At 29.1% G+C, this 17447-nt stretch carries 17 protein-coding genes and 1 riboswitch; of the genes, 14 read left to right on the top strand and 3 right to left on the bottom strand.

The features are described 5' to 3' along the window. Nucleotides 1-16: 16 nt before the first annotated feature. The 7 genes from KGF38_RS06250 (at nucleotide 17) to KGF38_RS06220 (ending at nucleotide 5775) form a co-directional block, all read left to right on the top strand. A complete protein-coding gene (locus KGF38_RS06250) occupies nucleotides 17-1438 on the top strand; it encodes an Rne/Rng family ribonuclease (RefSeq protein WP_054276232.1) in 1422 nt (473 codons plus the stop codon). 100 nt (nucleotides 1439-1538) lie between these two features. After that, entirely contained in the window at nucleotides 1539-1850 is a 312-nt protein-coding gene (gene rplU / locus KGF38_RS06245; protein WP_003419082.1) for a 50S ribosomal protein L21, read from the top strand. A 14-nt stretch (nucleotides 1851-1864) separates the two neighbouring features. Further along, nucleotides 1865-2182 (top strand): ribosomal-processing cysteine protease Prp, encoded by a 318-nt coding sequence (locus tag KGF38_RS06240; protein WP_021383819.1) that lies wholly within the window; start codon nucleotides 1865-1867, stop codon nucleotides 2180-2182. A 13-nt stretch (nucleotides 2183-2195) separates the two neighbouring features. After that, nucleotides 2196-2486, top strand: coding sequence for a 50S ribosomal protein L27 (gene rpmA / locus KGF38_RS06235; RefSeq protein WP_003419086.1), 291 nt, complete (start codon nucleotides 2196-2198; stop codon nucleotides 2484-2486). Between the two features lie 110 nt (nucleotides 2487-2596). Then, entirely contained in the window at nucleotides 2597-3874 is a 1278-nt protein-coding gene (gene obgE / locus KGF38_RS06230) for a GTPase ObgE (protein ID WP_054269676.1), read from the top strand. A gap of 29 nt (nucleotides 3875-3903) precedes the next feature. Next, complete coding sequence (locus KGF38_RS06225) at nucleotides 3904-4272, top strand: YhbY family RNA-binding protein (RefSeq protein ID WP_054269677.1); 369 nt, start codon at nucleotides 3904-3906, stop codon at nucleotides 4270-4272. 91 nt (nucleotides 4273-4363) lie between these two features. Further along, nucleotides 4364-4470, top strand: a riboswitch (SAM riboswitch). Between the two features lie 102 nt (nucleotides 4471-4572). Beyond that, the gene (locus KGF38_RS06220) at nucleotides 4573-5775 is read left to right on the top strand and encodes a homoserine dehydrogenase (protein WP_074178851.1); all 1203 of its coding nucleotides are present in this window, start codon (nucleotides 4573-4575) and stop codon (nucleotides 5773-5775) included. 121 nt (nucleotides 5776-5896) lie between these two features. Here the strand turns inward: KGF38_RS06220 and KGF38_RS06215 are convergent, their stop codons facing one another. Both KGF38_RS06215 and KGF38_RS06210 read right to left on the bottom strand, forming a co-directional pair. Further along, on the bottom strand, nucleotides 5897-6463 hold the full coding sequence (locus KGF38_RS06215; RefSeq protein ID WP_054269679.1) for a tyrosine-type recombinase/integrase: 567 nt from the start codon (nucleotides 6461-6463) through the stop codon (nucleotides 5897-5899). 267 nt (nucleotides 6464-6730) lie between these two features. Further along, complete coding sequence (locus KGF38_RS06210) at nucleotides 6731-7990, bottom strand: nucleoside recognition domain-containing protein (protein WP_054269680.1); 1260 nt, start codon at nucleotides 7988-7990, stop codon at nucleotides 6731-6733. Between the two features lie 124 nt (nucleotides 7991-8114). On the opposite strand from KGF38_RS06210, the gene KGF38_RS06205 reads away from it, so the two are divergent. From KGF38_RS06205 to KGF38_RS06185, 5 genes are all read left to right on the top strand, one after another. Next, the gene (locus KGF38_RS06205; RefSeq protein WP_054269681.1) at nucleotides 8115-8828 is read left to right on the top strand and encodes a FadR/GntR family transcriptional regulator; all 714 of its coding nucleotides are present in this window, start codon (nucleotides 8115-8117) and stop codon (nucleotides 8826-8828) included. A gap of 116 nt (nucleotides 8829-8944) precedes the next feature. Further along, on the top strand, nucleotides 8945-10219 hold the full coding sequence (larA, locus tag KGF38_RS06200) for a nickel-dependent lactate racemase (protein ID WP_074178853.1): 1275 nt from the start codon (nucleotides 8945-8947) through the stop codon (nucleotides 10217-10219). Nucleotides 10220-10235: 16 nt separating this feature from the next. Continuing rightward, complete coding sequence (locus KGF38_RS06195; protein WP_054269683.1) at nucleotides 10236-11024, top strand: electron transfer flavoprotein subunit beta/FixA family protein; 789 nt, start codon at nucleotides 10236-10238, stop codon at nucleotides 11022-11024. A 13-nt stretch (nucleotides 11025-11037) separates the two neighbouring features. After that, nucleotides 11038-12258, top strand: coding sequence for an electron transfer flavoprotein subunit alpha (locus tag KGF38_RS06190; RefSeq protein ID WP_074178854.1), 1221 nt, complete (start codon nucleotides 11038-11040; stop codon nucleotides 12256-12258). A gap of 10 nt (nucleotides 12259-12268) precedes the next feature. After that, on the top strand, nucleotides 12269-13660 hold the full coding sequence (locus tag KGF38_RS06185; RefSeq protein WP_054269685.1) for an FAD-binding oxidoreductase: 1392 nt from the start codon (nucleotides 12269-12271) through the stop codon (nucleotides 13658-13660). Between the two features lie 220 nt (nucleotides 13661-13880). Here the strand turns inward: KGF38_RS06185 and KGF38_RS06180 are convergent, their stop codons facing one another. Next, complete coding sequence (locus KGF38_RS06180) at nucleotides 13881-15161, bottom strand: nucleotidyltransferase (RefSeq protein WP_074178856.1); 1281 nt, start codon at nucleotides 15159-15161, stop codon at nucleotides 13881-13883. A 460-nt stretch (nucleotides 15162-15621) separates the two neighbouring features. On the opposite strand from KGF38_RS06180, the gene KGF38_RS06175 reads away from it, so the two are divergent. Then, nucleotides 15622-16818: an acetate/propionate family kinase gene (locus KGF38_RS06175; protein WP_054269687.1), complete on the top strand. Its 1197-nt coding sequence runs from the start codon at nucleotides 15622-15624 to the stop codon at nucleotides 16816-16818. Nucleotides 16819-16910: 92 nt separating this feature from the next. Continuing rightward, nucleotides 16911-17435: a YceD family protein gene (locus tag KGF38_RS06170; protein WP_054269688.1), complete on the top strand. Its 525-nt coding sequence runs from the start codon at nucleotides 16911-16913 to the stop codon at nucleotides 17433-17435. The last annotated feature ends 12 nt before the right edge of the window (nucleotides 17436-17447 follow it).

Genomic DNA, 17447 nt, shown 5'->3' with positions numbered 1-17447 from the left:
CTCGAGAGGTGAAGTTGTGAAAAAGATAGTTATCGAGTCCTTAGTAGGGTCTCAAAAAACAGCAGTACTTGAAGATGAAAGATTAGCAGAACTTTTTGTTGAAGATAGTTTAAATAAAAAGACTGTATCCAATATATATCGTGGAATTGTAAAAAAAGTTATACCAGGAATAGAAGCTTGTTTTGTAGATATTGGCTTTAAAAAGCTTGCTTATTTACAATTGAAAAAAGGAAGTACTATAAAATCTGGTCAAGATATTCTAGTTCAAGTAAATAAAGAAGAGATAGGTACTAAAGGTGCAAAATTAAACACTGAAATTAGTATTTCTGGAAGGTATATTGTCTATATACCTTCCAATGATAGAACTACAATATCAAATAAAATTACTGATGAAAAAGAAAGATTTAGATTAAAAAAAATTACTAAAGCAGTGAATAAAGAAAATTTAGGATTAATAATAAGAACTGAGGCTCAAGGTTGTACTCATGATGAAATAAAAAAAGATATAGAAGAATTAAAATTACAGTATGAGAATATTTTAAAAGAATATAAACTTGGTATAGGACCAAAAGTATTATATAAATCTTTAGACTTTGCAACCAAATATGTAAAGGATAATGTGAATGATGATATCGAATCCATAATTACTAACAGTTATGATAGATATTGTGAACTTAAGTCTATTTTAAAGGGAATAGACAATACTTATGTTGATAAACTGTGTCTTGAAGAAAATAGAGATGTATTTGATTTATATAGAATAGAATCTCAAATAGAGAAATTATTAAATAAAAAGGTATGGTTAAAGAGTGGAGGTTATCTAGTAATTGAAAAGACAGAAGCTCTTACTGTTATAGATGTAAATACAGGTAAGTTTGTTGGAACTGGCAAACTTGATGAGACTGTTTATAAAACTAATATTGAAGCTGCAAAGGAAATTGTAAGGCAGCTTAGAATTAGAGATATAGCTGGAATAATAATAATTGATTTTATAGATATGCACAAAAAGAAGCATCAAAACGAGGTTTTACACCTCTTAGAGGAAGAATTTAATAAAGATAAAAGAAAAGCTGAAGTGTTAGGTATGACGAAGCTTGGTTTAGTAGAAGTTGCAAGACGTAGAGAAAAAGAGTCTATTGATAAATATTATCTAATGTCCTGCCCATGTTGTGATGGTGCACAAACGATAAAATCTATACATCATATGGTAGATGGCATTGAAAAAGAAATTATGAGAATAAGCGAGCATACAGTTTATAAAAATATAATAATAGAGTTTAATGATTTTATTTTTAGACAAATAAAAGAATATTATATGGATATAATTGATAAAATTGGTGAAAAATATAATATAAAAATTTCTTTAACTGCAAATTGTACATTAAAACACAATAAAACCAATGTTATTTTCGATAAAATAGTTGACAATAAAATGTAAATATTTTATAATTAATAATTGTAATGCCGCACAGTAAAGGTCTAAATCTTCAAATGAAGTACCTTGTACTGGCGAGTTTGAGGCCGAGGAGGTGTATTTAATGTACGCTATAGTAAAGACTGGTGGGAAACAATATAAAGTTTCTGAAGGTGATGTGTTATTCGTTGAAAAATTAGAAGCTAACGCAGGTGATGTTGTTACTTTAAACGAAGTATTAGCTTGCTCTAAAGATGGAGAATTAAAATTAGGTTCTCCAGTAGTAGAAGGAGCATCTGTTCAAGCTAAAGTTGTTGAACAAGGTAAAGCTAAGAAAGTTATAGTTTTCAAGTATAAAGCAAAAAAAGATTACAGAAGAAAGCAAGGACATCGTCAATCATATACTAAGATAGTTGTAGAAAAAATAAACGCTTAGTAGTTGGTTAAGTTATGATAAAAGTAAAATATTATTATAATGATGATTTCTTGATACAAGGTTTTTGTTTAAAGGGACATGCTGATTTTGCTGAAATAGGCTATGATATAGTGTGTGCTGCAGTTACATCTAATGCTATTGCAGTTATAAATTCTTTAGACAAATTACAAAAGATTGAATTTGAGAAAGTAGTAGGAGAAGAAGGTCATATAGAATGTATAGTTAAAGATATACATATAAAAGATGCACAATTATTACTAAATCACTTTCAATTAGCGGTTGAAGAAATTAAACGGGAATACCCAAAAAATATAAAAATTTTAAAAAAGTAGGGGGTGACTCCATATGTTAAACATGAATTTACAATTATTAGCATCTAAAAAAGGGGTAGGTTCTTCTAAAAATGGTAGAGATTCTATATCTAAAAGATTAGGTGTTAAGAGATTCGATGGGCAATTAGTAACTGCTGGAAGTATAATAGTTAGACAAAGAGGAACTAAAATACATCCAGGAACTAATGTTGGAAAAGGTAGCGATGATACTTTATTTGCATTAGTTGATGGTACTGTTAAATTCGAAAGAAAAGACAAGAAGAGAAAAAAAGTTAGTATATATCCAGTAGCAATAGCTGAGTAATATACATAAAAGGAGTGTTGAGGCACTCCTTTTTCTTATAGTACTGATGAATTTATAATAGTGTTTTTGGTAATGCTAATTAAAAGTTTTTAATTAAGTAGGTGAAGAATTTGTTTATAGATAAGGCAAGAATATTTGTTAAGGCTGGAAATGGTGGAAATGGTTCGGTAGCATTTAGAAGAGAAAAATACGTTCCAGCTGGTGGACCAGATGGCGGAGATGGTGGTCGTGGAGCAAGCATCATATTTGAAGTTGATTTGGGTCTTAGAACGCTAATGGACTTTAAGTATCAAAAAAAATATCAAGCTCAAAATGGTGGGGACGGAAGCAAAGGTAAAAGAGCTGGTAAAAATGGAGAAAATTTAGTATTAAAAGTACCAGCAGGTACAGTAATAAGAGATGAGGCTACAGGTCTTATATTAGCAGATTTAAAGAAAGAAGGAGATACAGCTATAGTTGCAAAAGGTGGTATAGGTGGTAAGGGAAATCAACACTTTGCCAATGCAGTAAGACAAGCTCCAGCTTTTGCAAAGTCTGGTACAGATGGAGATGAAAGATGGGTAACTCTTGAACTTAAAATGATAGCAGATGTAGGTCTTTTAGGATTTCCTAATGTAGGTAAATCAACATTTCTATCTGTAGTAACTAAGGCCAAACCAAAAATTGCAAACTATCATTTCACAACATTGACACCAAATTTAGGTGTTGTCCAAACTAAGTTTGGAGATAGTTTTGTACTTGCAGATATACCTGGAATTATAGAAGGTGCTTCTGAAGGTATAGGATTAGGTCATGAGTTTTTAAGACATGTAGAGAGAACCAAGGTATTGATACATATTGTAGATATATCTGGACTAGAGGGTAGAGATGCTATTGAAGACTTTGACAAGATAAATGACGAACTTAGACTGTACAATGAAAAGCTTTCAAAGAGACCACAAGTTGTTGTTGCAAATAAATTTGATATATTAGAAGATGAAAGCAAGTTTGAGACATTTAAAAATGAATTAGAAGGCAGAGGGTATACAGTCTTTAAAATGTCTGCAGCAACTCGTGAAGGAATAGATGATGTAATAGCTTATGTCTCTAAACTTTTAAAAGAAGTAGAAGATGTAGAATTAGTTTCAGAAGAAGAAATGTACAGACCAGAGCTTGATATTGGTACTGAAGAAGAATTGAGTATAGATATTGAAGATGGAGTGTATGTAGTTACAGGTAAAGCACTTAGAAGAATAATGTATTCTGTAAATTTTGATGATATGGAATCTCTTCAATATTTCCAAAAAGCTATGGAAGGTCAAGGTGTGTTTGACAGACTTAGAGAGATGGGAATAGAGGATGGAGATGTAGTTAGAATTTACGAATTGGAATTTGAATTTTACAATTAATTTTAGTATAGAATTATAGAGGTGAGAATATGTTAAAAGGAAAACAAAGAGCGTATTTAAGATCTTTGGCAAATACTTTAAAACCTACTACACAAATTGGTAAAGAAGGTGTCACAGAAAGTTTCTTAGAGCAATTAGATGATATGTTAAGAGTTAGAGAATTAGTAAAGGTTACTATACTGGAAAATGCAGGCCTTGATGCTAAAGAAACTGCTAATGCTGTATGTGAAGCTTTAAGAGCTGAATTTGTGCAAGCTATTGGTTTTAAATTTACTATTTATAAAAGAAATGTTGAGGAACCTAAGATACTTTTCCCAGGACATGAACAGGCAAAAGCAAAGATTAAAAATAATAACGTTACAAAAAAAGGGAAACCAACTAAAAGAGCGGTTAGATAATAGCCTATATACTTTTAGGAAAATAAGTTAAAAAAATAGTGACAATTGGCAGAAATTGTATTATACTATTAAACATAAATTTAAATTAGCAATCTTATCAAGAGAGGCAGAGGGACTGGCCCTATGAAGCCCGGCAACCAGTATATTTTATTATACATTGGTGCTAAATCCTGCAGCAGTTATGCTGAAAGATGAGTATAAACCCGTCATATGGCTTGAGTTTATACTCAAGCTTTTTTAATTGGTATATTTATACATATAAATAATTTAATATAATCAAAATGATGGGGGTATGTAACAGTGAAGATAGCAATATTAGGGTATGGAACAGTAGGAAGTGGATTAATTGATTTAATAGAAAACAATAATTCAAAAAGAGATATAGAAATAGTTGGAATTTTAGTTAAAAATAAAGAGAAACATAAGTCTAAGAAGTATTTTGACAAGATAACAACAGATATAGAAGATATATTTGATAAGGATATTGATATACTGGTTGAATTAATTGGAGGATTGAATCCAGCTTTTGATTATGTGACAAGAGCGTTAAATAAAAAAATACATGTAGTAACAGCCAATAAGGACTTACTTGCAGAGAGAGGTAGTGACCTTATAGAATTAGCCAACCTAAATGATGTTAGTATTAAATTTGAGGCATCTGTGGCAGGTGGTATTCCAGTTTTAAAGCCATTGATAGAATCATTAGAAGGTAACAGTATAAAGAGTATAAATGCTATTTTGAATGGAACTTGTAATTTTATATTATCAAAGATGTATGATGAAGATTTACCATATGATGTAGCTTTAAAACAAGCTCAAGAATTGGGGTTTGCAGAAGTCAACCCAGATGCAGATGTTTTAGGATATGATAGTGCTAGAAAATTATCTATATTATCTACTTTGTCTTATGGAAAAATAGTATATTGGAAAGATTTATTACTAGAGGGAATAACTTCGATAGATGAAAAAGATATAGAATATGCAAAAAAATTAAAGTGTAAGATAAAGTTGGTTGCTAGAAGCAAGTATGAATCAGGAGAAGTAAGTGGATTTGTTAGACCAGCATTGGTTGATAACGATAATATGCTTTCAAAAATAGATAATGAGTTTAATGTAGTAATTTTAGTAGGTGATTCAGTAGGAGAACTTTCTTTTGTAGGTAAAGGTGCTGGAAGAGGGGCAACAGGTAGTGCTGTTTATGCTGATATCATAGATGTAATAGATAAGAGAAATGCCAATATAAAGTCATTCTCAAAAGGCAAATTGGACTTAAGTGGACTTATAGAAGATGAATGTAGTGCTGTAGTTAGATTTGATGGATATAATAAAGATGGAATTTTAAAATGTCTAGATAAATATGTAGATAGTTACGATATTATAGACGACGAAGAACTAGCAATTTTTGTAAATGCAAAGTCAGAACATGAAATTGATAGACTCTTGGAAGAGGTAAAAAGAAACAATTATAGTAAATCAGTCAAAAAATTATTAAAGATAGATTAATCTGTTTATATAGGAATTATAAAATTGAAGGTGAAGCAAAACAAAATATTTATTTTGTTTTGCTTCACCTTTTTAATATCTGGTGAATTAATAAGATAATAGAAAAATAAATACGTTACAATTAGCCAATAAAGAAATTTTCACTAGCTTCATTAATAGCTTGTTGAGTTACCCTTATATATCGCTGTGTAGTGGCCACAGAACTGTGATTTAAGAGCTCCTTGACTAACTCTAAGTTATTATTACTCTTTTCAAATTGAGTAGTAGCATAGAGCTTTCTAAAGCTATGTGTGCTTATATTATACAAATTTAAGTATCTGCAAATTATTCTTAACTGTTTTTGAATAGCTTTTGTTTTTATATTTACTAAGTAGTCGTTTGATTTAAGATTATACTTTCTTGCATGTTCATTTATAGATTCAATTATATTTTTATTAACTGGTCTATACTGTAATTTACCTGTCTTTTTTTCATTTATTTCTAACATGTTACCCTTAAAATTTCCTATTTTTAATCTTAAAATATCTGATATTCTTAGACCTAAATTAGCTTCTAACATTAGTGCCAATGCAACTTTAGGATTTTTTCTAAATCTTTTTTCAACGCCATTTTCACTATAAATAAAGCCAGTATGTAATAGTTCCATTATCTTTTTATATTCGTCTATCTCTATAGGTCTTGTTGCCATTTTCAACCACTCCTCTTATTTGATTTGTTAAGTTTGGGTCGGTATTTATTATATAATATAAATGAAATATTATATAATGGAAAAATATACCAATTAACTTATGCAAGCGTGATATATGTGATTAAGGAGAATTTTTTGAAAAATATTTACTAATAAAATTATAAAATTGTGATGAAATAACTGTGTTGTTAAACTAATTAAAAAGGTTATTAAAATTATGACAAATATAATAAAAAAATGGAAGTATTTAGTCAATTTTTGTGATTTTTATTTTTTTCGTAAAAATTTTTTAATGGAGAAAGTGTTTTTATATCTGATTAATTTTCCATCTGTAGATAAACTTTTCATATGTTTTTTAGCAATAAATAAAGCTGAGATTAGATAAATTATTACTACAATTTGAAGAATTGTGTCATAATAGCTAAGATAATAAAACCAAATTAAGTTATTATATATAACATTATATGTATCAGCAAAACTAGAAACCAATACAGTAGAGTTTGCAATAGGATAAAGTATAAATATGAAGAGAGCAGCTAAGATTCCATGAGCAAACTTACTTAGTATGTATAATTTTAAATCTATGTCTGTTTTTGATAAAAATGTACAGCATTGAGCTAGTATGGATAATCCACTAAATCCTATTAAAAAGCTAGCTAAAGATGCTCTTAGTATTTCTGGAGTACTTGTTATACTGGATACCTTATTGCAACCTATAGTAATTTCAAATAAACCACTTACAAATGCTTGACAGAGCTCTTTATTTACACCTAAAAATGAAAGGGGTAAATACAAAACTGATGCTATTAAAGATATTACATTAAAAAGTGATAGTATTTTAAATACTACTGAAAAAACAATTACAAATCCACCAACTGTGAGTAATGTGTTTACTCCATTAAATACAGCATTTCCAAATAGAACAAAAAATCCATTTCCACTTGAATTTCGAAGATTGATTATATTTTTTATGTTTGTTTTTAAATCTAATTTTGTCTTTGGAAGATTTTCATTACCATAATTTCTAAAAAAAAGACCAACCAATATAGTCCCTAGATAATGGCATAGAATCATTAAATAACCTAAATTTGAGTTTTGAAACATACCAGTGCCAACTGAACCTATTATGAATAAAGGTCCTGATGTAGAACAAAAAGAAACGAGTCTTTGTGCCTCATGTTTAGAAATTTGTCTATTATTTCTAAATTCAGAAGCCAAACTTACCCCTACTGGATAACCAGATACTGCTGATATTGCAAAAGCTAAAGCACTTTTACCTGAAACATTAAACACGAGTCTAGTTATGGGATTAATAATAAATCCTATAATATCCACTATTTTTAAATCGACAATCAGGTTTGCGCCAATTATGAATGGAAGTAGTGATGGAACTAGGACGTTAGACCATATAGAGAAACCCTCTCTTGCAGATTTTATAGCTTCATTTGGGTATAGGATAATGCCTAAAACTAGAACTCCAACTATAATAGCTGGAGCAAAAAAAGCAATAATTTTATTTTTTTTCATAATATCACCTATAAATTTGAGTTATAAGATATTATATTAAAAATAATAAAAATATATGAATGTAATGGCTTAAGATATATAATAGATATATATTACAAGAACGATTATCATATTGGAGGAAAAAATGTTTAATAGTATAGCTAGTAAGAAAGTTTATGAACAAGTGATTGAACAAATACAACATAAAATACTGAATGGAGAATTAAAAAAAGGAGATAAATTACTGTCTGAAAGAGAATTGTCTGAACAAATGAATGTAAGTAGAACATCTATTAGAGAAGCTATTAGAGTCTTAGAAACTATGGGAGTGATAGAAAGTAGACAAGGTGAAGGAAACTTTATATGTACAAATATAGAAAAAACTTTAATAGAACCATTATCTATGATTTTTAAACTTAATAATGGGACACTTGAAGACATATTAGAGCTTAGAATAATTTTAGAGATTGAAATTGCAAAACTTGCTTCAAAGAGAATAACTTCTTCTGAAGCTATAGAATTGAAAAATATAATAGATGAAATGAGGATAGAAACTAAGAGAAAAGATAATAACCAAACTTTAGTTTTGTTAGACCAAAAATTTCACAGTAAATTAGCTACAATAAGCAAAAATTATTTAATTCAAAGTCTTTTTATGACAGCATCAAAATTATTTGATGGATTTATAGAAGATGCAAGAGAAAAAATAATTGCAGAACCTTTAAATGAATATATATTACTTGACCAACATGAGGCTATATATAATGCAGTTGTAGAAAATAATTTAGAACTTGCATGTGAAAAAGCAAAAGAACATATGAAGTTTATAAGTAAAAACTATAGAAAAAATGAAAATTAAAAGTTTGTTATAAAATAAATTATTCTTGCAAATGGAATATAATGGTATTATCATATAAGTGTAAAACTGGTATGACCACATACCAATTTTATAGTTTATATAATGGGAGATTAAAAATGGTAAAGTTAAAAGTACCGTATTCAAAGCAAGGAATGATTTTAGAAATACCTGAGAAACGTTTTACTGGTGTTTTGGAAGCAAAATCGGATAATTGTATAGAACGTAAAACTCAAGAAGAAATTGTTGAAGAATCTATGAATAATCCAATAGGCTCTCATTCACTAGAAGTGCTAGCTAAGGGAAAAAAGAATGTTGTCATAATTACGAGTGACCATACAAGACCTGTGCCAAGTAAAATAACTATGCCAATTATATTGAAACGAATTAGGAAGGTCAATCCAGACATAGATGTGAAAATTATAGTGGCAACTGGATTTCATAGGCCAAGTACAAGGGAAGAGTTAGTTTATAAAATGGGAGAAGAAATAGTAGATAATGAGGATATAGTTATGCACATATCTACTGATGACGAATCTATGTGTAAAGTGGGAGTACTACCTTCAGGTGGGGATTTATATATAAATAAACTAGCATATGAGGCAGAACTTTTAATAGCAGAAGGATTTATAGAACCACATTTTTTTGCGGGTTTTTCAGGTGGAAGAAAAAGTGTACTTCCAGGAATAGCATCTGCAAAGACTATAATGTACAACCATTGTAGTGACTTTATAGATAGTGATAATTCAAGAACTGGAAAATTAAAGCATAATCCTATTCATGAAGATATGGTATATGCAGCTAAAGTTGCGAAGTTAGCATTCATACTGAATGTTGTAATAGATAAAGATAAAAAGATAGTTGCATCCTTTGCTGGTGATGTCGAAAAAGCACACACTAAAGGTTGTGAATTTGTAACAGAACTATCAAAAGTAAATTCCATAAAATCAGATATTGTTGTAACTACAAATGGAGGATATCCGCTAGACCAAAATATTTATCAAGCAGTTAAGGGGATGACAGCAGCAGAGGCAACTTGTAGGGACGGTGGAGTAATAATAATGATTGCAGCATGTAATGATGGTCATGGAGGTCAATCTTTTTATGAAAATGTAGCAAATGCAGATTCTCCAAAGCAACTATTAGAAAAAATTAGGAGTGTTGGTAGATGTGATACAATCCCAGACCAATGGGAGTTTCAGATATTAGCAAGAATATTATCTAAATATACTGTGATAATGGTAACGGATAAATGTAATCCTGAAATGATAAAGAAAATGCATATGAAGCATGCGTTTAATTTTAAAGAAGCTTTAGAAATGGCGACTAGTATAGTTGGTATAGATAGTAATATAGTAGTTATACCTGATGGAGTGTCAGTTATAGTTAAATAAAAAAGGAGTGTACTTTATGGAAATTTTGACATGTATAAAACAAGTACCTGGAACAACTTCAGTAGAAGTTGATGAAACTACAGGAGTACTAAAGAGAGATGGAGTAGATTCAAAAATGAATCCTTATGACCTATATGCTTTAGAAACAGCACTTAGAATAAAACAAGAAAAAAAAGCTAATCTAAAAGTACTTAGTATGGGGCCTCCTCAAGCAAAAAAAGTAATAGAAGAGAGCTTTATGATGGGAGCTGATGAAGGAGCTTTAATAAGTGATAGAAGATTTGGAGGTGCAGATGTACTGGCTACTTCTTATACTATATCACAAGGCATCAAGAAGATGGGAAAGGTAGATTTAATAATATGTGGGAAACAAACTACTGATGGTGATACAGCACAGGTTGGACCTGAAATAGCTGAGTTTTTAGATATACCTCATGTTACTAATGTCACAAAATTAATTGATGTCAAAGAGAAAAGTATAGTTGTTGAAATAGATATGCCAAACGATTTACAAGTATGTGAGATTGAATATCCATGTTTAATAACTGTAGAAAAAGATATTTTTCAACCAAGACTACCTTCATTTAAATTAAAATTAGATACTAAAGAAAGAAAAATACCTGTATATAACTTAGATGATTTTGAAGACAAAGACGAAAACAACTATGGACTTAATGGTTCTCCTACTCAAGTTGTAAAAATATTTCCTCCAAAGCCAAATACAGATAAAAATATTGTAAGAGGAAATGCAGATGATTTAAGTTCTGCACTCATAAATAAATTAGAGGAATTAAAATTAGTTTAAGGAGGATTAATAAATGTCAAAGATAATTGTAAATCAAGATAAAATAACTGATTTAAAAGGAGTATTAGAAATATGTCCTTTTGGTGCTATAGAAGAAAAATCAGGGATAGTAGAAATAAGTGCTGGATGTAAGATGTGTAAGTTATGTGTCAAAAGTGGGCCAAAAGGTGCATTTGAATTTATAGAGAGTTGCAAAGTACAAATAAATAAAGAGGAATGGAGGGGAATTGCAGTATATGTGGAACATCACAATGGAAGCATACATCCTGTGACATATGAGCTTATAGGAAAAGCTCGTGAGATGGCATCAAAGATAAAACAACCTGTGTATTGTGTGTTTGTAGGAAAAGATATAAAAGATAAGTGTAATAATTTGATTTCTTATGGTGTGGATGAAGTATTCGTATATGATGAGGATGAATTTAAAGATTTCAGGATAGAACCATATGCAAAAGCAATAGAAAATTTTATAAAGAATATAAAGCCAACAATAATGCTAGTAGGTGGAACTACACTAGGTAGGTCATTAGCTCCAAGGCTTGCTGCTAGATTTAGAACTGGTCTTACAGCCGATTGTACAATACTTGATATTCAATCAAATACTGATTTAGACCAAATAAGACCAGCATTTGGTGGAAATATAATGGCTCATATAAATACACCTAATAATAGACCACAATTTGCTACTGTAAGATACAAAATATTCTCAGTACCAGAAAAAGTGCAGAATGCTACAGGAAAGATTACTTTATGTCAAATAGAAAAAAAAGATCTAAGCTCTAAGATTAAAGTACTGAGTGTAAAAGAAAAAAATAAAGAAGTGGGTTTAGAAGAAGCTGAGGTAATAGTTGTCGCAAGTAGGGCAATAAAGAAACAAGAAGATATGGAGATGATATATAAGTTAGCTGATAAATTAAATGCTCAGGTAGCAGGAACAAGACCTGTAATAGAGGCAGGATGGATAGATGCCAAAAAACAAATAGGTCTTAGTGGTAGAACTGTAAAGCCTAAACTTATAATAACTTGTGGTGTATCTGGAGCTGTTCAATTTGTTGCAGGGATGCAAGGTGCTGATTATATAGTAGCTATAAATAAAGATGATAAGGCTCCTATACTTGATGTAGCGCATCTAGCTTTAATAGGTGATATTTATGATATTATTCCTAAATTGATTGAAAAGATAGAAAATAAAAAAGATGATAATCAAATATATATGGCATCAGCAGCCAAATAGGGGGATAGAAATGTACAAATTAATCGATAAAAAAGATATAGATTTTTTAATAGATACTTGTGGAGAAGAAAACGTAATAGTTGGAAGTGATATAAATGAAGATTTTTCACATGATGAACTTGGAGGGATTGAAAAATATCCTGAAGTTTTAGTAAATGTAGTTGAAACTGAACAAGTATCTAAAATAATGAAATACGCATATAAAAATAATATACCAGTTACACCAAGAGGTCAAGGAACTGGTCTTGTAGGTGCTGCTGTTGCCATAAAAGGTGGAATAATGATTAATCTGTGTAAAATGAATAAGATACTTGAAGTTGATTATGAAAATTTAACATTAACGGTAGAACCAGGAGTATTGTTGATGACAATAGGTCAATATGTTCAAGATAGAGATTTGTTTTATCCACCTGACCCAGGTGAAAAAAGTGCTACAATTGCTGGTAATATAAATACTAATGCAGGTGGGATGAGAGCAGTAAAATATGGTGTTACAAGAGATTATGTAAGAGGTCTTGAAGTTGTATTGCCAAATGGAGAAATTATAAATGTAGGTGGAAAAGTGGTTAAAAATAGTTCAGGATATAGTATAAAGGACTTATTAGTTGGCTCAGAAGGAACTTTAGGAATAGTCACTAAAGCTATATTAAAATTGCTTCCACTGCCAAAGAAAAGTATAAGTTTACTTATACCATTTCCAAATTTATCAATGGCAATCGAGACTGTTCCTAAAATAATAAAGTCAAAGTCAATACCAACAGCTATAGAATTTATGGAAAGAGATGTAATACTAGCAGCAGAAGAATTTTTAGGTAAGAAGTTTCCAGATAATACATCAGATGCTTATCTTCTACTTACATTTGATGGAAATAGCACTGAAGATATAGAAAAAGAATATGAAAAGGTAGCTAATTTATGTCTAGAAAATGGTGCATTAGATGTATTTATATCAGATACACAGGAAAGAAATGATTCTATATGGTCAGCTAGAGGGGCCTTTTTAGAGGCTATAAAGGCATCTACAACACAAATGGATGAATGTGATGTTGTTGTTCCAAGAGATAAGATAGCAGAGTTTATAAGATATACTCATGAGCTTCAAGATGAATTAAAAATAAGAATAAAAAGTTTTGGTCATGCAGGAGATGGAAATCTACACATATATATTTTAAAAGATGGTATGGATGATAATACATGGAAGACAAGATTAAAAGAAACTTTTGACTGTATGTATAGAAAGTCCAGAGAACTTAGTGGTCAAGTTTCTGGCGAACATGGTATAGGGTATGCTAAAAAAGAGTACTTACATGAATCAAATTCAGATGCTTATATGATGCTAATTAAAAATATAAAGTTAGCTTTTGACCCAAAAAATATTTTGAATCCAGGAAAAATATATTAAACATACCAATAATGTAATATTTTAAAATTTACTTTTAAATGACAACATAAATTGTAAAAGTTTTAGGATGGCAATATTTACTTAAATTTAGAAATTAGCATAATATTTAAGTTGATGTTGCCATCCTAAAAGTATGTGCAAATAGATTCAAATGAGATTATTGTGTTTATATAAAGTATTAATAAAATAGTTTTTTATAAATATTTTTTATTTTAAGAATCTATTTTACATAGACTGGATGAGTATAAAAATCCATAGGACCTTTTATTAAGTCTTTATTATTTTTATAATATACTGAGTCATATATATTTGTAGATTTTATATCATAATTTATGAGTGTTTTAAAAATTACATCATCTAATGAAAATGATATATTTGAAAATTTGTTTATTATTTCTATTTCAGATTTATTTTTTACTTCCTTTAGAACTTCTCTGCCTTTATCATTAAAAGCAAGTATTCTTACATAAGGAATAGCATCTATGTTTTTTACAAGTTGCATATCACTTTTTTTAATACCTAATAATATATTGTTTAAAGTTCGTTTAATTTTGGTTAAAGTATATCGTTTAGATTTAATTGATAATTGCAGTTCATATAAAGATTTAGATGTAAAAATATCTTTGTAGATTTTATTTTCTATACCTTCATTTACTTCAAAATAATCTTTTAAATTGTCTATATCTCTAAGTATAATGGTCTTTAAAGTATCAAAGAAAAAATCATCAAACATAGGCAAAAAGCCATTATCTATTTTTTCATTTAGGATACTATAAGTCTTTTTTGGAATAACATTTTTTAAGTGAAAAAGACTATTATTTTCTTTAAGTGAAGTTCTTATAGCAGTAGCAGAACAAATATTACTATTAATTTCTTCAGAATTGTATTCTGACTGAACTCTAGATATAGTAAATGGTTTTATATCACTATTTAGGTGAATAAGATTTTTTATATATTCTATACCAAGTATATTATTTGATGAATTTAATGTTTTTGATAATTGTTCTTTTGAATAACTCTGCATGAATTTATTTTTTTTGTATTGATGTATATAATCAAAAAGTGCATTAGTTCTAGCTGTTGGAAATAACATGCCCTCATCTAAATATTTTTTTAAGAATAGCTTAAAGTCATCTGGCTCACTTGCTAAAATTTCTGCAATATTGTAAAGAATTTCTGTATTTCCTTCTTCACTGCCAAAACATACAGAATCTATACAGTTTAGTGAATTTAAAATTGTTATGGCACCATGAGAAAAAATTTCAGCACTTTGGCAAGCAAATAGAGTTGGTAATTCTATAACTAAGTCTACACCATTTTCGACAGCAATTTTTGCTCTAGTATATTTATCAAATAAAGCTGGTTCGCCCCTTTGTAGAAAATTTCCACTCATTATTGCTACAGTATGTGTTGCATTTGTTTTTTCTATAGATTTAGATAAGTGATATATATGTCCATTATGAAATGGGTTGTATTCAACTATTAATCCAAGTACATTCATAAAATACTCCTTCTATCTTTAGTTATTTTTATATATATCTTAATTTATTAAAATGTATATAAAATTTAAATTTTTAATTATAAAACTAAAAAACGTAAAAAAAGTTATAAAAATGTAGAAATACTACATAATAAAAACCTAGTTAAATGTTATTAAAATAACTTTATTAGAGCTTTATATTATATTATTATAGCAAATGGGAAAGAATAATCTACATTAAGTTAATTTGTTAATAGATTATTAGGAAAATACACAAATTACCATACTATAAATATGATATAATATAAAAAAAAAGTATATACTTTTATATTAAAAGGTGATATATTATTTATGAAAATCGTTTAATGTATACAATAATATATCTATGACAAAATGATAAAAGATAGAGTTTTATTTAGACATTTATTACAAATCAAAATTTATTACATATTATTTATAAAAATCTAAGGAGGAAATAATAATGAAAATATTAGTATTAAACTGTGGGAGTTCTTCATTAAAATATCAATTAATAGATATGAGTAATGAAGAAGTTTTATGTATAGGATTAGTTGAGAGAATAGGAATAGAAGGTTCTATACTAAAACATGAAAAAGCAGGTAGAGATGATAAATACATTGTTGAACAACCAATGAAGGACCACAAAGATGCAATAGCATTAGTTTTAGAAGCTGTTGCTCACCCAGAATTTGGTGCAGTTAAAGAAATGAAAGAAATAGATGCAGTAGGACATAGAGTTGTACATGCTGGAGAAAAATTTGCTACTTCAGTAGTAATAACTCCAGAAGTAGAAGAAGCTTTAAAAGAGTGTATAGATTTAGCACCACTTCATAATCCAGCAAACATAATGGGAATAGATGCTTGTAAAGCTATACTTCCAGATGTACCAATGGTAGGAGTATTTGATACTGCTTTCCATCAAACAATGCCTAAATCTTCATATTTATATGGTTTACCTCATGAATTATATACTAAGTATGGGGTAAGAAGATATGGATTCCATGGAACTTCTCATAATTATGTATCTCAAAAAGCAGCAGAGATATTAGGAAAAGACATAAAAGATTTAAAAATAGTAACTTGTCACTTAGGAAATGGAGCTTCTATAGCTGCTGTTGATGGTGGAAAATGTGTAGATACATCTATGGGATTCACTCCATTAGAAGGATTAATAATGGGAACTAGATGTGGAGATATAGACCCAGCTATATTACCTTTCTTAATGAGAAAAGAAGGTTTAGATGCTGATGGATTAGACAAATTAATGAATAAAGAATCTGGAGTATATGGAATGACTGGAATTTCTAGTGACTTCAGAGATATAGAAGATGCAGCTAAAAATGGAGATGAAAGAGCTCAAGCGACATTAGAAGCTTATGTTAAAAAAGTACAAAAATATATAGGTGCTTATGCTGCTGAGATGAATGGATTGGATGTCGTAGTATTTACTGCTGGTGTTGGCGAAAATGGAAAAGCTATAAGAGCAGATATAGCTTCTAATATGGAGTTCTTAGGAATGAAGTTAGATAAAGAAGCTAATGATGTTAGAGGAAAAGAAACAATAATATCTACTGCTGATTCTAAAGTAAAAATGCTTTTAATACCAACTAATGAAGAATTAATGATAGCTAGAGATACATTAAGATTAGTAAAATAATTTAAGCAAACTTATGCCTATCAAGTAAAAATACTTGACAAACAAATGCTAGATTTGTATAATAAATTTGGTGATATGTTGAGGTGAACTTAATGAAAGTTAGCATAGAAAAAATAAATAGAAAAGAAACTGATAAAATAGACTTGAATTTTTGTGAAAAAATTGATACTATTAGTTATTGTGATGAGATTTACAAATTAGTATCACCTGTAAATTTAAAAGGGAAAGTGTCAAAGACTAATAAAGGTTTATATCTAGATATAGATGTCAATTTTACAATTGTTGACAATTGTTCAAGATGTCTTAAAGAAGTAGAGATACCACTAGAGTATTCTATACAAGGTTTTTTAGTAAAAGAAGAAGATTATGATGAAGATGAATTTGAGGAATTTGATCCTTTTATATTCGATGGCGAAGAAATCGACCTTATTGATATAATAGAACAGACATTAGATTTTAATGTACCTCATAAGGTTCTTTGTAGTGAAAACTGTGAAGGTCTTTGTCAAGTATGCGGAGCAAACTTAAATGAAGGAGAATGTTCTTGCAGTGAAATTACAAACGATGAGGAATACATAGATCCTCGTTTTGCTAAATTAAAAGATTTATTTAATTAAATTTTGACTAAG

It is taken from the genome of Clostridioides sp. ZZV14-6387, assembly GCF_020657835.1.
Taxonomy (GTDB): Bacteria; Bacillota; Clostridia; order Peptostreptococcales; family Peptostreptococcaceae; genus Clostridioides; species Clostridioides difficile_A.
This window is presented reverse-complemented; position numbering and strand designations above follow the sequence as displayed.

What these genes read in the sequence shown, in the direction of transcription:
- rplU (WP_003419082.1), top strand. Translation starts at nt 1,539, where the DNA reads ATGTACGCTATAGTAAAGACTGGTGGGAAACAATATAAAGTTTCTGAA.
- KGF38_RS06240 (WP_021383819.1), top strand. Translation starts at nt 1,865, where the DNA reads ATGATAAAAGTAAAATATTATTATAATGATGATTTCTTGATACAAGGT.
- rpmA (WP_003419086.1), top strand. Translation starts at nt 2,196, where the DNA reads ATGTTAAACATGAATTTACAATTATTAGCATCTAAAAAAGGGGTAGGT.
- KGF38_RS06225 (WP_054269677.1), top strand. Translation starts at nt 3,904, where the DNA reads ATGTTAAAAGGAAAACAAAGAGCGTATTTAAGATCTTTGGCAAATACT.
- KGF38_RS06215 (WP_054269679.1), bottom strand. Translation starts at nt 6,463, where the DNA reads ATGGCAACAAGACCTATAGAGATAGACGAATATAAAAAGATAATGGAA.
- KGF38_RS06210 (WP_054269680.1), bottom strand. Translation starts at nt 7,990, where the DNA reads ATGAAAAAAAATAAAATTATTGCTTTTTTTGCTCCAGCTATTATAGTT.
- KGF38_RS06205 (WP_054269681.1), top strand. Translation starts at nt 8,115, where the DNA reads ATGTTTAATAGTATAGCTAGTAAGAAAGTTTATGAACAAGTGATTGAA.
- larA (WP_074178853.1), top strand. Translation starts at nt 8,945, where the DNA reads ATGGTAAAGTTAAAAGTACCGTATTCAAAGCAAGGAATGATTTTAGAA.
- KGF38_RS06195 (WP_054269683.1), top strand. Translation starts at nt 10,236, where the DNA reads ATGGAAATTTTGACATGTATAAAACAAGTACCTGGAACAACTTCAGTA.
- KGF38_RS06190 (WP_074178854.1), top strand. Translation starts at nt 11,038, where the DNA reads ATGTCAAAGATAATTGTAAATCAAGATAAAATAACTGATTTAAAAGGA.
- KGF38_RS06185 (WP_054269685.1), top strand. Translation starts at nt 12,269, where the DNA reads ATGTACAAATTAATCGATAAAAAAGATATAGATTTTTTAATAGATACT.
- KGF38_RS06180 (WP_074178856.1), bottom strand. Translation starts at nt 15,161, where the DNA reads ATGAATGTACTTGGATTAATAGTTGAATACAACCCATTTCATAATGGA.
- KGF38_RS06175 (WP_054269687.1), top strand. Translation starts at nt 15,622, where the DNA reads ATGAAAATATTAGTATTAAACTGTGGGAGTTCTTCATTAAAATATCAA.
- KGF38_RS06170 (WP_054269688.1), top strand. Translation starts at nt 16,911, where the DNA reads ATGAAAGTTAGCATAGAAAAAATAAATAGAAAAGAAACTGATAAAATA.